Annotated in this window: 14 protein-coding genes; 8 read left to right on the top strand and 6 right to left on the bottom strand. The window is 70.5% G+C overall.

Going from position 1 to position 16,192, the window contains the following annotated elements:
- Positions 1-118: 118 nt before the first annotated feature.
- Together ABZ845_RS19770 and ABZ845_RS19765 are read left to right on the top strand one after the other, a co-directional pair.
- Positions 119-1,516, top strand: coding sequence for an aldehyde dehydrogenase family protein (locus ABZ845_RS19770; protein WP_360981177.1), 1,398 nt, complete (start codon positions 119-121; stop codon positions 1,514-1,516).
- Positions 1,517-1,521: 5 nt separating this feature from the next.
- Positions 1,522-2,604: a Zn-dependent alcohol dehydrogenase gene (locus tag ABZ845_RS19765; RefSeq protein WP_360981174.1), complete on the top strand. Its 1,083-nt coding sequence runs from the start codon at positions 1,522-1,524 to the stop codon at positions 2,602-2,604.
- 91 nt (positions 2,605-2,695) lie between these two features.
- Here ABZ845_RS19765 and ABZ845_RS19760 read toward each other — a convergent pair whose 3' ends face one another.
- The 3 genes from ABZ845_RS19760 to ABZ845_RS19750 all read right to left on the bottom strand — a co-directional run bounded on the left by ABZ845_RS19760 (position 2,696) and on the right by ABZ845_RS19750 (position 5,146).
- Complete coding sequence (locus tag ABZ845_RS19760; RefSeq protein ID WP_360981171.1) at positions 2,696-3,607, bottom strand: DMT family transporter; 912 nt, start codon at positions 3,605-3,607, stop codon at positions 2,696-2,698.
- A gap of 110 nt (positions 3,608-3,717) precedes the next feature.
- Positions 3,718-4,434: a winged helix-turn-helix domain-containing protein gene (locus ABZ845_RS19755; RefSeq protein ID WP_360981168.1), complete on the bottom strand. Its 717-nt coding sequence runs from the start codon at positions 4,432-4,434 to the stop codon at positions 3,718-3,720.
- A 70-nt stretch (positions 4,435-4,504) separates the two neighbouring features.
- Complete coding sequence (locus ABZ845_RS19750; RefSeq protein WP_360981165.1) at positions 4,505-5,146, bottom strand: TetR/AcrR family transcriptional regulator; 642 nt, start codon at positions 5,144-5,146, stop codon at positions 4,505-4,507.
- Positions 5,147-5,233: 87 nt separating this feature from the next.
- On the opposite strand from ABZ845_RS19750, the gene ABZ845_RS19745 reads away from it, so the two are divergent.
- Together ABZ845_RS19745 and ABZ845_RS19740 are read left to right on the top strand one after the other, a co-directional pair.
- On the top strand, positions 5,234-6,385 hold the full coding sequence (locus tag ABZ845_RS19745) for an acyl-CoA dehydrogenase family protein (RefSeq protein WP_360981162.1): 1,152 nt from the start codon (positions 5,234-5,236) through the stop codon (positions 6,383-6,385).
- An 88-nt stretch (positions 6,386-6,473) separates the two neighbouring features.
- Entirely contained in the window at positions 6,474-7,142 is a 669-nt protein-coding gene (locus ABZ845_RS19740; RefSeq protein ID WP_360981159.1) for a TetR/AcrR family transcriptional regulator, read from the top strand.
- A 51-nt stretch (positions 7,143-7,193) separates the two neighbouring features.
- On the opposite strand, the gene ABZ845_RS19735 is transcribed toward ABZ845_RS19740, so the two are convergent.
- Entirely contained in the window at positions 7,194-7,655 is a 462-nt protein-coding gene (locus ABZ845_RS19735) for a MaoC family dehydratase (RefSeq protein ID WP_360981156.1), read from the bottom strand.
- Positions 7,656-7,770: 115 nt separating this feature from the next.
- Between ABZ845_RS19735 and soxR the strand changes: the two genes are divergently transcribed.
- On the top strand, positions 7,771-8,283 hold the full coding sequence (gene soxR / locus ABZ845_RS19730; RefSeq protein WP_360981153.1) for a redox-sensitive transcriptional activator SoxR: 513 nt from the start codon (positions 7,771-7,773) through the stop codon (positions 8,281-8,283).
- A 139-nt stretch (positions 8,284-8,422) separates the two neighbouring features.
- On the opposite strand, the gene ABZ845_RS19725 is transcribed toward soxR, so the two are convergent.
- Positions 8,423-9,025 (bottom strand): hypothetical protein, encoded by a 603-nt coding sequence (locus ABZ845_RS19725; RefSeq protein ID WP_360981150.1) that lies wholly within the window; start codon positions 9,023-9,025, stop codon positions 8,423-8,425.
- A 225-nt stretch (positions 9,026-9,250) separates the two neighbouring features.
- On the opposite strand from ABZ845_RS19725, the gene ABZ845_RS19720 reads away from it, so the two are divergent.
- Positions 9,251-12,049, top strand: a complete 2,799-nt coding sequence (locus tag ABZ845_RS19720; protein ID WP_360981147.1) for a penicillin acylase family protein — start codon at positions 9,251-9,253, stop codon at positions 12,047-12,049.
- A gap of 20 nt (positions 12,050-12,069) precedes the next feature.
- Here the strand turns inward: ABZ845_RS19720 and ABZ845_RS19715 are convergent, their stop codons facing one another.
- Positions 12,070-13,392: a serine-threonine protein kinase gene (locus ABZ845_RS19715; protein WP_360981143.1), complete on the bottom strand. Its 1,323-nt coding sequence runs from the start codon at positions 13,390-13,392 to the stop codon at positions 12,070-12,072.
- Between the two features lie 352 nt (positions 13,393-13,744).
- Here ABZ845_RS19715 and ABZ845_RS19710 point away from each other — a divergent pair, with 352 nt between their 5' ends.
- Positions 13,745-14,506, top strand: a complete 762-nt coding sequence (locus tag ABZ845_RS19710) for an SDR family oxidoreductase (RefSeq protein WP_360981140.1) — start codon at positions 13,745-13,747, stop codon at positions 14,504-14,506.
- Positions 14,503-16,161: an AMP-binding protein gene (locus ABZ845_RS19705; RefSeq protein ID WP_360981137.1), complete on the top strand. Its 1,659-nt coding sequence runs from the start codon at positions 14,503-14,505 to the stop codon at positions 16,159-16,161. Before ABZ845_RS19710 ends, ABZ845_RS19705 begins: the two co-directional genes overlap by 4 nt.
- Positions 16,162-16,192 lie beyond the last annotated feature (31 nt).

The following is a 16,192-nucleotide window of genomic DNA, read 5'->3' as shown; positions in this document are numbered from 1 at the left end:
TGCCCGCAGATCAAGACACGCGCACCCCCCGGCAGGGCCCCGCCCTGGCGCCAAAAAACTAACGTCGCTAGTTTGGTCGTGATCGCCAGTTGAGGCATCTCGGCTCGGGAGGAAGACGATGAAGGCACACGAGGGCATGTACATCGGCGGCGCCTGGCGACCTGCCGTCGGCTCGGACATCATCGAGGTCGTCAATCCGGCCGATGAGCAGGTCATCGGCCAGGTCCCGGCCGGCATCGCCGACGACGTCGACGCCGCCGTGCGCGCAGCCCGTGCCGCCCTTCCGGCCTGGGCCGCCACGCCGCCGGCCGAGCGCGCCGCCCGGCTCACCGCCCTCAGGGACGTGCTCGTGGCCCGCAAGGACGAGATCGCCGAGACCGTGACGGCCGAGCTCGGTTCACCCCTGCCGTTCTCGCAGGGTGTCCACGTGGGCGTGCCGATCCTGGTCGCGGGCTCCTACGCCGAACTGGCCGCGACCCACGCCTTCGAGGAGAAGGTCGGCAACTCCGTCGTCCGCCAGGAGCCGGTCGGCGTCGTGGGTGCCATCACGCCCTGGAACTACCCGCTCCACCAGATCGTCGCCAAGGTCGCCCCGGCTCTCGCGGCGGGATGCACGGTCGTCCTCAAACCCGCCGAGGACACCCCGCTGACCGCCCAGCTCTTCGCTGAGGCCGTCCACGAGGCGGGCGTGCCGGCCGGGGTGTTCAACCTGGTCACCGGCCTCGGTCCGGTCGCGGGTCAGGCGCTCGCCGAGCACGAGGGCGTGGACCTGGTCTCCTTCACCGGCTCGACGGCCGTGGGCAGGAAGATCGGCGCGACGGCCGGTGCGGCCATCAAGAAGGTCGCCCTGGAACTGGGCGGCAAGTCAGCGAACGTCATCCTGCCGAGCGCCGACCTCGCCAAGGCCGTGGGCGTGGGCGTCGCCAACGTCATGTCCAACTCCGGCCAGACCTGCAGTGCCTGGACGCGGATGCTGGTACACCGCGAACAGTACGACGAGGCGGTCGAACTCGCCGCCGCCGCGGCGGCGAAGTACGGCGACCGCATCGGCCCCGTGGTGAACGCCAAGCAGCGCGAGCGGGTGCAGGGCTACATCGACAAGGGGGTCTCGGAGGGCGCCCGCCTGGTCGTCGGCGGGACCGAAGGCCCGGGTGAGCGCGGCTACTTCGTGCAGCCGACCGTATTCGCCGACGTGAACCCGGAGATGACGATCGCGCAGGAGGAGATCTTCGGCCCGGTGCTCTCGATCCTCCGCTACGAGGACGAGGACGACGCGGTGCGCATCGCCAACGGCACGGTGTACGGCCTCGCCGGTGCCGTCTGGGCGGGCGACGACGCCGAGGCCGCGGCGTTCGCCCTGAGGCTGGAGACCGGCCAGGTCGACATCAACGGCGGGCGCTTCAACCCCCGTGCCCCATTCGGCGGTTACAAGCAGTCGGGGGTCGGCCGCGAACTCGGCGCGCACGGGCTCGCCGAGTACCTCCAGACCAAGTCCCTTCAGTTCCAGGAGCGTTGAGTCAGATGGTCCGTGCCGCTGTTGTGCCCGCCATCGGTGCCCCGCTGGAGGTCACCGACATCGAACTCCCCGAGCCCGGACCCGGCCAGGTCCGCGTCCGGCTGGCCGCCGCCGGGGTCTGCCACTCCGATCTGTCGCTCTCCGACGGCACCATGAACGTGCCGCTGCCCGCGGTCCTCGGCCATGAGGGCGCGGGCACCGTGGTCGCCGTGGGCGACGGCGTCGCCCATGTCGCGCCGGGTGACCCCGTGGTACTGAACTGGGCTCCCTCCTGCGGAAGTTGCCATCTCTGTGCGCTGGGCGAGGTGTGGCTGTGCGTCAACGCGCTGAGCGGCTCGGGTGAGGTGTACGCCCGCCGCGCCGACGACGGCACCGACCTGTATCCCGGCCTGAACGTGGCCGCCTTCGCCGAGGAGACGGTGGTGCCCGCGTCCTGTGTGCTGCCGATGCCCGCGGGGATTCCGCTGACCGACGCGGCCGTGCTGGGCTGCGCCGTGCTCACGGGATACGGGGCGGTGCACCACTCGGCGAAGGTACGGCCGGGGGAGACCATGGCGGTGTTCGGCGTCGGCGGCGTCGGCCTCGCGACGCTCCAGTCCGCGCGGATCGCGGGCGCGGAGCGGATCATCGCCGTGGATGTGTCCCCCGAGAAGGAGGAACTGGCGCGGCGGGCGGGCGCGACGGACTTCCTGCTCGCCTCCGGCACCACGCCCCGTGAGATCCGCGGACTCACGGACAAGCAGGGTGTCGACGTGGCCGTGGAATGCGCCGGACGGGCCGTCTCGATCCGCGCCGCGTGGGACTCCACGCGGCGCGGTGGCCGTACGACGGTCGTCGGGATCGGCGGCAAGGACCAGCAGGTCGCGTTCAACGGCCTGGAGCTCTTCCACTGGGGGCGCACGCTCTCCGGCTGCGTCTTCGGCAACTCGAACCCGTCCGAGGACATCCCTGTGCTCGCCGAGCATGTGCGGTCCGGGCGCCTGGACCTGGACTCCCTCGTCACGGAGCGGATCACGCTGGAGCAGATCCCGGAGGCGTTCGGGAACATGATCGCGGGCAAGGGTGGCAGGGCCCTGGTGGTCTTCTAGCGTCTTTCGGACGAACCCCGGCGCCGCAACAGGCAACGTTCGCCCCGTGCAGACGTTTCCTGCCGCGGCACTGGGCAGTGGGCACTGGGCATTAAGCACGTGGTGCCGGGGCGGGCTCCAGGACCGGGGCCCGTCGCGGCCGGGACCGCGACACCGCCACACCCGCCAGGCACAGCGCACCGCCCCCGAGCGTCAGCAGCCCGGGCACCTCGCCGAGGAACAGCCAGGACATCAGGACGACCAGCGCGGGCACGGCGTACGTCGTCGCGCCCATACGGCTCGCGGTCGTACGGGCCAGGGCGTACGCCCAGGTCGTGAACGCGAGCGCGGTCGGGAAAACGCCCAGGTACACCATGTTGAGCGTGGCGGACAGCGGGGCGCCGGCCGCGTCGTGGACCAGCTGTCCGGCGAACGGCAGACAGGCGACCGCGCCGACGAGGCACCCGAACGTCGTCACCTGCAGTGCGCTCGCCGTGCGCAGAGCCGGCTTCTGGGCGACGACTCCGGAGGCGTACGCCATCGCGGCGAGCACGCACAGCGCCACCCCGAGCACGGACGAGCCGCCGTCCCCCGACATCGACACGCCCACGGTCACGGCGCCCGCGAACGACACCGCCATCCCCGTGAGCAGCCGCGGAGGCATCGCGTCGCCCAGCAGCCGCGAACTCAGCAGCGCGATCAGGATCGGCCCGATGTTGACCACCAGCGCGGCGGTCCCGGCGTCCACCTGCCGCTCACCCCAGTTGAGAACCACCATGTAGAAGCCGAACCACAGCAGCCCGGATATCGCGATGCCACGCCATGCCGACCGTGGTGGGGGCCCCTCCCGCCGTACGAGACAGAACACCCCCAGCGTCAGGGATCCGGCCAGCAGCCGTCCGAGTGCCAGTGCGCCCGGTGAGTACGCCGCGCCCGCGCTGCGGATCGAGACGAAGGCGGAGGCCCACAGCAGCACGGAGACCAGGGCCGCGCCCGCGGCCAGACGGGATGGAGGAGTGCGCATCATGCTCCCGGATACGAGGTGGGACAGGGTCGGGGGACAAAGACCAGGGTGGAGGGGACCGGGCAGGAGTACTCGCGGGAATCGGACGGCGAGGGCTGGACGCCTCGGGCTCAGCGCAGAGCCTTCGCCTCGATGCCCAGCAGTTCGGAAAGGGCGCGCTCGCCGGCCGGCGTGACCTTCACGGCCCGTTCGGAGCCGATGCGCACGCACCAGCCCGCGTCCAGGGCGTGCCGGCACAGGGCGGCGCCCGCCACGCCCGCGAGATGGGGACGGCGCTCGGTCCAGTCCAGACAGGCGCGGGCCAGCGGGCGGCGGCCCGAGTGCCGCAACCCGATCCCGGCCGCCTCGAACCATGCGAGGCCCGCGTCCGTGAGCGCGAATCCGGTGTCCTGGCGAAGCAGCCCGCGCCCGGCCAGGGCGTCGGTGACGGTGATGCCCAGCCGTCCGGCGAGGTGGTCGTAGCAGGTGCGGCCGTGCGCCATCGCGGAACCGGCGCTCGCCTCCCGCAGTGTGCGCGGGCGTACCGCCTCGCCGCCCGGGGCGACCTGCGCTGCCAGATCCTCGATCAGCTGAGCGACCCGGGCGTCGGCCAGGCGCACATACCGGTGCCGTCCCTGCCGCTCCTCCGACAGCAGCCCGCCCGCCACCAGCTTGCCCAGGTGCTCACTCAGCGTCGACGCCGCGACGCCGGTGTGCCGTGCCAGTTCACCGGCGGTCCAGGCCCGGCCGTCGAGCAGGGCCAGCAGGCACGCGGCGCGCGTCTCGTCGGCCAGCAGCCGGGCGAGCCCGGAGAGCCCGGTCACGCGGAGATCCTTCCGTCCCGTCATGCGTCCAGCATGGGGGACGGACCGTTCGGCGCCCGCCGAAGTGTGCCGGACGCCCGGGGGCTCCGCCGCCCTACGCGGAACGTCCCGCCTGTGCGAACTGTTGTTCAAGCCCGTCGAGCAGCGCCGTGAGTCCCGTCTCGAAGGCCCGCTCGTCGATCTTCCTCTGCTGCTCGGCGAGGAGGTGGGCCTGGCCGAGGTGGGGGTAGTCGGCAGGGTCGTAGGCCCCCTCGTCGTCGACGAATCCGCCCGCGAACGAGCCGAGCGCGGACCCCAGGACGAAGTACCGCATCAGCGCGCCGATGGAGGTGGCCTGCGCGGGCGGCCAGCCCGCGTCGACCATCGCGCCGTAGACGGCGTCCGCGAGGCGCAGTCCGGCCGGGCGGCGGCCGGGGCCGCGGGCCAGCACCGGCACGATGTTGGGGTGGTCGCGCAGCGCCGCCCGGTAGGAGACCGCCCAGTCGTGGAGCGCGGTCCGCCAGTTCCGGCAGTCCTCGAACATCGACAGGTCGACCTGGGCGCTGACCGAGTCGGCCACCGCTTCCAGGATCTGGTCCTTCGTGCGGAAGTGGTTGTAGAGGGACGGGCCGCTCACCCCGAGTTCCGCGGCGAGGCGGCGGGTGGAGACGGCCGCGAGGCCCTCCGCGTCCACCAGGTCCCGTGCCGTGGCGACGATGCGGTCGATGCTGAGGAGGGGCTTGTGCGGTCGGGCCATGGCGCACATAGTAGGGCTGCGCACTGGAAACTAGCAGTGTTAATTTAAATGTGTGGATTTCAATCACTCTGTCTGAGGTGAGGCGTCGTGAACCTGGAGCTGAGCGAGGAGCAGACGGCGGTCCGGCGGCTGGCCGAGGACTTCGTGGCACGCGAGGTCGCCCCGCACGTGGTGGCCTGGGACCGGGCCGAGGAAGTGGACCGGTCCCTCGTCAAGAAGCTGGGCGAGGTGGGCTTCCTGGGTCTCACCATCGACGAGGAGTACGGCGGCTCGGGCGGTGACCACCTTGCGTACTGCCTGGTCACCGAGGAGCTGGGCCGGGGGGACTCGTCCGTCCGCGGGATCGTCTCCGTCTCGCTGGGGCTCGTCGCCAAGACGATCGCCGCATGGGGGAACGAGGAGCAGAAGCGGCGCTGGCTGCCCGGGCTCACCTCCGGCGAGTACGTAGGCTGCTTCGGGCTCACCGAGCCGGGCACCGGCTCCGACGCGGGCAACCTCGTCACCCGTGCCGTCCGCGACGGCGGCGACTACGTGATCAACGGTGCCAAGATGTTCATCACGAACGGCATGTGGGCCGACGTGGCGCTCGTGTTCGCCCGCTCCACGGACGCCCCCGGCCACAAGGGCGTCTCCGCCTTCGTCGTGCCGACCGACACCCCCGGGCTGACCCGCCGCGCCATCCACGGCAAGCTCGGCCTGCGCGGACAGACCACCGCCGAACTGGTCCTGGAGGACGTCCGGGTGCCCGCTTCCGCGATGCTGGGGCCCGAGGGCAAGGGATTCTCCGTCGCCCTCTCGGCGCTCGCCAAGGGGCGCATGTCGGTCGCGGCGGGATGTGTCGGCATCGCCCGGGCGGCCCTGGACGTGGCGGTGCGGTACGCCACGGAACGTGAGCAGTTCGGCAAGACGATCGCCCACCACCAGCTCGTCCAGGAACTCATCAGCGACATCGCCGTGGACGTGGACGCGGCACGGCTGCTGACCTGGCGGGTCGCCGATCTGGTCGACCGCGGCCAGCCGTTCGCCGTCGAGTCCTCCAAGGCCAAGCTCTTCGCCTCGGAGGCCGCCGTCCGTGCCGCGAACAACGCCCTCCAGGTGTTCGGCGGCTATGGCTACATCGACGAGTACCCGGCCGGCAAACTCCTGCGCGACGCCCGCGTGATGACCCTCTATGAGGGCACGAGCCAGATACAGAAACTGGTCATCGGCCGCGCGCTGACGGGGGTCTCGGCGTTCTGAATGTTTCGCCCCCGGCTGAGCGAGTGGACTAAGCGCTCGCTCAGCTTCAGGGGTATGGTGTTCGTCCTGGCGTGGGAAGGGGCGAGCGATGAGTACGGCGGAGGAGACGGCCGGCGGCGAGATGCAGCCGTGGGGCGAGGTCAGCCCGGATGCGGCCCGGCGGCTGCTGGTCGCCGCCGTGGCCGCCTTCGCCGAGCGCGGCTACCACGCCACGACGACGCGGGACATCGCGGGCCGCGCGGGCATGAGCCCGGCCGCGCTCTACATCCACTACAAGACCAAGGAAGAGCTGCTGCACCGCATCAGCCGGATCGGGCACGAGAAGGCGCTCGACATCCTGCGCACCGCGGCGCGCGGCGAGGGCAGCGCGGCCGAGCGGCTCGCCGACGCCGTGAGCTCCTTCGTGCGCTGGCACGCGGCACAGCACACCGTCGCGCGGGTCGTGCAGTACGAACTGGACGCGCTCGGTCCCGAGTCGCGGGCCGAGATCGTCGCCCTGCGCCACCAGGTCGACGCCGAGACGCGCGGGATCATCGAGGACGGGGTGGCGGCCGGCGAGTTCGACGTGCCCGATGTGCGCGGCACCACCCTCGCCGTGCTCTCGCTGTGCATCGACGTGGCCCGCTGGTTCAAGGCCGACGGAGCCCGCACCCCCGACGAGGTCGGCGCGCTCTACGCCGACCTCGTGCTGCGCATGGTGGGGGTGCGCGACCAGCGCCTCCAGGGTCTTTCGTTTGGATCAGACCCCGCTCCCTGATCCGGCCTGATCCAAACGAAAGACCCCAGGGCCGCGACGATGCTCGGGTGCTCAGAAGTAGTAGCGCGCCACCGACTCGGCCACGCACACCGGCTTGTCGCCGCCATCGCGCTCCACGGTGAAGGCCACGGACACCTGCACCCCGCCCTGCACGTCCTCCACGCCCGTCACCTTCGCGGTGGCGCGCAGCCGGGAACCGACCGGCACCGGGGAGGGGAAGCGGACCTTGTTGGTCCCGTAGTTGACGCCCATCTTCACGCCCTCGACGCGCATCAGCTGGGGCCCGAAGAGCGGGAGCAGCGACAGCGTGAGGTAGCCGTGCGCGATGGTCTTCTTGAAGGGGCCCGCGGCGGCCTTCTCCGGGTCCACATGGATCCACTGGTGGTCGCCCGTGGCCTCCGCGAAAAGGTCGATCCGCTTCTGGTCGATCTCCAGCCAGTCGGTGTACCCCAGCTGCTCACCCACCGCAGCCTTGAGCTCGTCGGCGGACGTGAAGGTCCTCGGCTCTGCCATGTTCCCGGCCTCTCGCATCACGAAGTCAACAACCCTAAGCAACTGCTTAGCATGGTCCGGTGCGCCGACTATGTCAACGGACCGGGCGCGTGGCGCGGTCGGTAGGGTCTGAGGGGTGCCACAGATCCCCGAGAAGATCCACGAGCTGACCGTCGGCCAGTTGTCCGCGCGCAGCGGGGCCGCCGTCTCCGCTCTGCACTTCTACGAGTCCAAGGGCTTGATCAGCAGTCGCCGCACCGCGGGCAACCAGCGCCGCTACCAGCGTGACGCGCTGCGCCGGGTCGCCTTCGTGCGCGCCGCGCAACGAGTGGGTATCCCGCTGGCCACCATCCGTGCGGCGCTCGCCGAACTGCCCCAGGAGCGGACCCCGACCCATGAGGACTGGGCCCGGCTCTCCGCGGCCTGGCGCTCCGAACTCGACGAGCGCATCAGCCAGCTCAGCCGCCTCCGCGACCACCTCACGGACTGCATCGCCTGTGGCTGTCTCTCCCTGGAGACATGCGTGCTGTCCAACCCGGACGACACCGTCGGCGCACAGCGGTCGGGCTCGCGTCTGATGGTGGAGCGCGGCGGTGACCGCCGGAAGGTGACCCGTGGTCCGGGGGAGAGGGCGGACGGCTGCTGTTGATCCTGCTGAGCAGCCGGCAGTCCCTCAGGCAGGTTCTGCCCGGACGGACCGGCGTCCTGTCACTCGCTGGTCCCGCGGTTCATCGGCAAAGGGGGCACGGCATCCCCGGCGCACCCCCACACCCCCACGCTCCTCTTCGTCACACCGAGACCAGCATCCGTGCCCGCCTGGCCTCCGCCAGGGCGTCGGGCGTCAGCACGGGAGCCGGAACCACGATGCCGCAGTCCGCGCACACCGGACCCGATGACGGCTCATGGGCCAGTTCGTCGTTCCAGACAAGGCGCCCCCCGGCGCACACCGGGCAGACCGCGCCCGGTTCACGCTCCAGTGCCGCGATGAGCTGGCGCAGCACCTCGGCCAGCGGCTCATGCGGATGGACGCGCGGGTCGTCGCACCATGCGACCCCGAAACCTCCCCAGGTCAGCCGGTGCCAGTCGTCCACACTGCCCGGCCTGCGCAATCCGTCGTGCTTCTCCTTCCTGCGGCGCTGCGTGAAGTCCGCCTCGTAGGCGAGCCAGACGGAGCGGGCCTCCTCCAGTTCGACCAGTGCGGCCACGAGCCGCGCTGGGTCGGGGGACCGGTCCTCCGGGCCGAAACCGGCCCGGGAGCACAGATGGTCCCATGTCGCCCGATGCCCGTAGGGGGCGAACTTCTCGAGGCACTTGCGCAGTGAGTAGCGCCGAAGTGCCAGATCGCACCTCGGATCGCGCACCTGTCTCGCCAGACTCCGGAAACCGGCCATCGCCCTGCACCTCCGTCACACCTGCATCTGTTCTGCGGTCACTTCGGCGTCGTCGTAGGGACGTCGCCGAATAGACGTATCGACAAGCGGATCGGCTCCATCCGTTTTCGGGATCGTCCTCCCGGTGCAACACCGTTGATCCTGGAAAAAGTTGACGCATGCTCATGTTCAATCTCGGCCATACCGGCGGTAACATCCCGCCCACCAACGTCGGGAGGAGCTGCCATGCCACAGCGCACCCCACGCACCACCCTCGACAGACTGAGAACTCCTCGCAGATTCCCCAAGTTCCTCAAGACCGCTTCGATATGCGTGCTCGTCGCCGGTCTCTTGTCCCCGGCCGCCGCGGGCACCGCCGAGGCGGTGGGCGCCACAACATCGACGGCCGCCAACGACTACTGCGGCGGCCAGTGTTCGGACATCCTCCCGCCCGGCGAGAACGGCAACGCCACCCTCGCCCAGATCCTGCTCAACCAGGCCTTCGGTACCCAGCCGGGTCATGCCGAGGACCAGCTCGGCACCTATGCCAATCTGGCGACGGGCTATTCCTCGCTCACCGATGCGAAGATCAACGACTTCTTCAACGACGCGTCGTTCGGCGTACCCTCCACCCAGGTCGCCTCCACCGAGAAACCCGCGGGCCGCAGTGATGTGACGATCGTCCGTGACAAGAAGTCGGGCGTTCCGCACATCACCGGTACCACCAGGTACGGCACCGAGTTCGGCGCAGGGTACGCCGCCGCCGAGGACCGGCTGTGGCTGATGGACGTCTTCCGCCACGTCGGACGCGGCCAGCTCACGTCCTTCGCGGGCGGCGCCGCCGCCAACCAGGGCCTCGAGCAGGAGTTCTGGCGCAACGCCCCCTACACCGAAGCCGATCTCCAGGCGCAGATCGACCACGCGGTGGCCTCGGCGGGCGACCGGGGCCAGCAGGCCCTCGGCGACGTCAACGCCTACGTCGCGGGCATCAACGCCTACATCGACGCCTCCGACAGCGGACGCTACTTCCCCGGCGAGTACGACCTGACCGGCCACAAGGACGCCATCACCAACGCCGGCACCATCGACCACTTCAAGCCCACCGACCTGGTGGCGCTCGCCGCGGTCATCGGCTCGCTCTTCGGGTCCGGCGGCGGCGGTGAGGTCAACAACGCGATCTCCCTGCTCGCCGCGCAGTCCAGATACGGGGTGGCGCAGGGCACCAGGGTCTGGGAGTCCTTCCGCGAGCGCAACGACCCCGAGGCCGTCCTCACCGTCCATGACGGCCGCAGTTTCCCGTACGCCTCGAAGCCGGACAACCAGCAGGGCGAGGCGCTGCCCGACGCCGGTTCCGTGACCTCGGAACCGCTCGTCTACGACCGCACCGGCAGCGCCGGCAGCTCGAGCGCCACCAACGCCTCGAAGACCGCCACGAGCACCGCCCTCACCTCCGCCCGGCGCGGTATGTCCAACGCCCTCGTGGTGAGCGGCAAGTACACCGCGAGCGGCCACCCGATCGCCGTGTTCGGACCCCAGACCGGCTACTTCGCGCCCCAGCTGCTGATGCTCCAGGAGATCCAGGGGCCGGGCATCAGCGCACGCGGCGCGTCCTTCGCGGGCCTGAGCATGTATGTCGAACTGGGCCGCGGCCAGGACTACTCGTGGAGCGCCACCACGTCCGGCCAGGACATCATCGACACCTACGCGGTCGAACTGTGCCAGGACGACTACCACTACCTCTATCACGGCACCTGTACGGCCATGGACAAGATCGAGCAGAAGAACTCCTGGTCGCCGACGCTGGCCGACTCGACCGCGGCCGGTTCGTACACGATGAGGGTCTGGCGCACCAAGTACGGGCCCGTGGAGTACCGCGCCACCGTCGGCGGCAAGAAGGTCGCCTACACCACCCTGCGCTCGTCCTATCTGCACGAGGCCGACTCGATCATCGGCTTCCAGATGCTGAACGACCCCGACTACGTCAAGGGCCCGCAGGACTTCCAGAGCGCGGTCCAGCACATCAACTACACGTTCAACTGGTTCTACGCCGACTCCCAGCACACCGCGTACTACAACAGCGGCGACAACCCGGTGCGCGCCGACGGCGTCGACGCGGAGTTCCCGGTGTGGGCGCAGCCGGCGTACGAGTGGAAGAACTGGGACCCGGCGACGAACAACGCCGACTACACGCCCCCGTCGCAGCATCCCAACTCGATCGACCAGGACTACTACATCTCCTGGAACAACAAGCAGGCCAAGGACTACACGACCGCGTCCTGGGGCGACGGCTCGGTGCACCGCGGCAATCTGCTCGAGGACCGGGTCAAGAAGCTGGTGGCGGCCGGAGACGTGACCCGGACTTCTTTGGTGAAGGCCATGGCGGACGCGGCTCTCGCCGATCTACGGTCCGAGGACGTACTGCCCGACCTGCTGAAGGTCGTGAACAGCTCGACGGTCACGGACCCCACAGCCGCGGCGGCGGTGAGCAAGCTGTCGACGTGGGTGTCGGACGGCGCCAAGCGTACGGAGACCACGGCCGGTTCCAAGACCTACGCCGACGCCGACGCGATCCGCATCCTGGATGCCTGGTGGCCGCTGCTGGTGAAGGCCGAGTTCCAGCCCGGCCTCGGCAACGACCTCTACACGGCCTTCGGCAACGACCTCCCGATCGACGAGTCACCGTCGGCCGCGCACGGCCCGACCGGATCGCACGCCGGAAGCGCCTTCCAGTTCGGCTGGTGGAGCTATGTCGACAAGGACATCCGGACGGTGCTGGGTGAGCAGGTGCAGGGCGCGCTGGCGCAGACGTACTGCGGCGGTGGCAGTCTCAGCGCCTGCCGGGACATCCTGATCAGCACGCTGAAGCAGGCCGCCGGCATGACCGCCTCCCAGGTCTATCCCGGCGACGACCAGTGCTCGGCGGGCGACCAGTGGTGCGCCGACTCGATCGTGCAGCGCACCCTGGGCGGCATCAAGCACGGCAAGATCAGCTGGCAGAACCGGCCGACGTTCCAGCAAGTGGTGGAGTACACGTCGCACCGGTAGAGGACCGTGCCGGCGGCGGGTCAGCTCACCCGGCCCGCCGCCAGCACCACCTGCGCCAGTTCCCGGTGGACGATGTCGCTGTGCGCCCCGGACGGCGGACCGCCATGGCAGACCACCGCGGACGCGTCGATGTTGACGCAGCCCGACGAGGGCAGCCCTCCCGCCAGGGCGTCGGCCAGCGCGAGGCCCCGGGTGCCGTCCACCGACTGCACGCCGTCGTGCCCCATCGCGCCCCACTTGGCTCCCAGGAGCTGCCCGATCCCGAAGTCCTCCGCGAGGCACTGGACCTCACCGGTCATCGACCGGTCGTCCCCGGACATCCGCGACGCCAGCGGGTACAGCGTGCCGAGCGCCGAGTCGAACCGGGACCAGCAGCACGCCACGGGGCCGTCGACGCGGTGCTGCCGCCCGCCGAGAGCACCGCTCGTATGCGGGTCGCCGGGCAGACGCTCGGCGAAGGCGTAGTGCGAGAAGGCGCCCTGGAGCAGCGTCACGGACTTCACCGTCCGCACGCCGTCGGGCAGACCCGAAAGCGCGAACGACACCAGCCGCCCGCCGAAGCTGTGCCCGACCAGATGCACCCGCACGTCCGGAGCCACCCGCGCGAGCTGCCCGATCACCGGCCCCAGGCCATGCTCCCCGACCGAGCCGGCGCGCCGCTTCATCGCGTAGTAGGTGCCCTGCCGCAGCAGTTCGCGTGCCCCGTCCCACATCCCCTTCGGAGTGAACGAGAACCCCTCGGTCCCGCCCTGCGCCTCCACCTCCTCCAGCGCCCGCGCGAAGTCCCCGCACACCTGTGCCGTGTCCCCGGTCAGGATCAGCGGGTCGCTCCCGGACCCGTCCGGCGCCGCCATGTCCGCGGCGCACGAGGCCTGCGGTCCCTCCGGCGGTACCTCCACGAGCAGTCGTACGAGCCGCCCGAACTCCTCCAGCGACTCGGTGCCGTCCGGCCGCCGTTCCAGCAGCTCCGCGATCTGCTCCACCACGGTCGCGCGTCCGGGGAACACGTCCAGGAGCGCCCGCCGGCTGCTCTCGTCCAGCCCCGGCGGCACGGGAGCGACCGAGCGCGGGAAATCGGGGATCGGCTCGTCCGAGAACATCATCGACGGCCAGATCACCCCCACGTACCCCAGACGCGCCTTCGGTGCGAGCGAGGGCACCGGGGCGAAGAAGCGGCTGTAGAGCTCGGTCGCGCCGGAGCGATCGTTGTTCCAGCCGTGCGCGAAGACCAGCAGATCCCGCACGCCGTGCCCCACGCCCGCGAGCAGCCGATCGCGCTCCGCCCCCTCCACGTCCCCGTCCGCGTCGAAGGTCAACTCCCAGTAGGGACTCACACTCACCATGACAGACCCCCTGTCCCGAGTCGGAGGTACACCGTGGACGCATGGTCCTGCTGACGACGAGAGTTGGCCATAGCCGCAGAAGCACCCGACAGGGGCGCGGGGAACCGCGCAATACCCCCAACGCACCCGCAGGCGACAACGTACCCAATGGGGGCGCGGGGAACCGCGCAAAACCCCCAACGCACCCGCAGGCGACAACGCACCTAAATCGGGGCGCGGGGAACCGCGCAAAACCCCCAACCTGCCCGCACATCGCAACGTACCGTCGGCAGGCAACCCCTTCCCCGACTACATACCGACCGGTTAGTCTGACCCGCGCAGCAGACCCGATCCGCGTCGAAGGAGACCGTCGATGGAAGCCGTGCAGGATGCGGGAGTGATCGTCACCGGCGCAGGAGGCGGCATCGGCGCCGCCCTGGCCCGCCGCTTCGCCGCCGAAGGCGCCCGCGTCGTCGTCAACGACCTGGACGCCGCCCGGGCCAATGCCGTGGCCGAAGAGATAGGCGGCACCGCGGTGCCGGGCGACGCCTCCGCGATCGTCGCCGAGGCGATGGACGCCCTCGGCGGCAGGGTGGACGTCTACTGCGCGAACGCCGGCCTCGGCTCCGGCGGCACGGAAGCCGCCGAGGAGGAGGTCTGGGCCCAGGCCTGGGACGTGAACGTCATGGCGCACGTCCGCGCAGCCCACGCCCTCGTGCCCGGGTGGCTGGAACGCGGAAGCGGCCGGTTCGTCTCGACCGTCTCCGCCGCCGGACTGCTCACCATGATCGGCGCCGCACCGTACAGCGTCACCAAGCACGGCGCGTACGCCTTCGCCGAGTGGCTCTCCCTGACATACCGCCACCGCGGACTCAAGGTCCACGCGATCTGCCCCCAAGGGGTGCGCACGGATATGCTGACCGCCTCCGGCAGCGCAGGCGAACTGGTGCTCGCACCGAACGCGATCGAGCCGGAGGACGTCGCCGACGCGCTTTTCAAGGGAATCGAGGAGGACCGTTTCCTGATCCTGCCGCACCCCGAGGTCGCCGGGTACTACCAGGCGCGCGCCGCGGATCCGGACCGCTGGCTGAAGGGCATGAACCACATCCAGCGGACATGGGAGGGCGCTCGGTGACCGCTTCCCGCTATGCGGCCAAGCCCTGGCTCTCCCTGCTCGACGACGTCCAGCGCGCCCCGGTCAGCCCTCCTGACTCGCTGGTGCACGCTCTGCGCCGGGCGCCCTCCGAGGGCATCGCCCTGTCCTACTTCGACGGCCGGATCACCTACGCCGAACTGGAGGAGCTGACCGACTCCGTCGCCGGCCACCTCGCCGCCCGCGGGCTGGAACGCGGCGACCGGGTGGCGATCCTGCTGCAGAACTCCCCGCACTTCGTGCTCGCCCTCCTCGGCGCCTGGAAGGCGGGCGCGACCGTGGTGCCCGTCAACCCGATGTACAAGTCGGGCGAGGTCACCCACATCCTCCAGGACGCCGAGGTGACCGCCCTGGTGTGCTCCGACCGTGCCTGGGAGACGTATCTGCGCGACACGGCCGCGGCCACCGCCGTCCGCATCGTGCTCACCGCCTGCGAGCTGGACCTCCAGACCCGCGACGACGCGCGCGTGCTGACCTTCGAACGGCTGGAGCGGGCCGCCGACTGCGACGATCTCGTGGCCGTCGCCCGGCAGGGCACCCCGGCGCCCGAGGGCCGCGACCCGGAAACTTCCGGCATCGCGCTCATCAGCTACACGTCGGGCACGAGCGGCACCCCCAAGGGCGCCACCAACACGCACGCCAACATCATGTACATCGCCGAGCGGCAGCGGACGGGACTCGCACTGCCCGACGCGCCCGTGTACTTCGCGCTGGCACCCCTGTTCCACATCACCGGCCTGGTCTGCCAGCTCACGGCGTGTCTCAACAGCGGGGGCACCCTCGTCCTCGCCTACCGCTTCGAGCCGGGCGTCGTCCTCGACGCGTTCGCCGAGCACCGCCCGCACTACACCGTCGGCCCTTCGACCGCCTTCATGGCGCTGGCCGCCCACCCAGGTGCCACCGCCGGGCACTTCTCCTCCTTCGAGCGCATCAGCTCCGGCGGAGCGCCACTGCCACCCGCCCTGGTGGAAAAGCTCCGGGCGGGTTTCGGACCGTACGTCCGCAACGGCTACGGCCTGACCGAGTGCACCGGCCCATGCGCCTCCGTACCGGGCAGCCGGGAGGCGCCCGTGGACCCGGTCTCCGGGACACTGGCCGTGGGGGTGCCCGGAGCCGACACGGTCGTCCGCATCCTCGACGAACAGGGCGAGGAGGTGCCGTTCGGCGAGCAGGGCGAGATCGTGGTACGGGGCCCGCAGGTCGTCCCCGGCTACTGGCGGCGCCCGGAAGCCACCGCCGAGTCCTTCCCGGACGGCGAGCTGCGGACCGGCGACATCGGCTTCATGGACGAACAGGGCTGGCTGTATGTCGTCGACCGCAAGAAGGACATGATCAACGCGTCCGGCTTCAAGGTGTGGCCGCGCGAGGTCGAGGACGTCCTCTACACCCACCCCGCGGTGCGCGAGGCGGCCGTCGTCGGGCTGCCGGACGGCTACCGCGGAGAGACCGTGAAGGCGTACATCAGCCTTCGGCCGGGCGCGCGGGCGGACCCGGAGGAGCTGGCGGCGTACTGCAGGGAGAGACTGGCCGTCTACAAATATCCGCGTCAGGTGGAGATCCTGCCCGATCTGCCCAAGACGACCAGTGGGAAGATCCTTCGTCGGGAACTGCGTTCACGCACGCAGACGCCCGGATAGGCATCGACGCTTCGGCAGTCATGCAGTCAGT

The sequence above is a fragment of the Streptomyces sp. NPDC047022 genome, assembly GCF_040644155.1.
Lineage (GTDB): Bacteria > Actinomycetota > Actinomycetes > Streptomycetales > Streptomycetaceae > Streptomyces.
The sequence above is the reverse complement of the archived record's forward strand: the minus strand, read 5'-3'. Positions and strand labels throughout refer to the sequence as shown.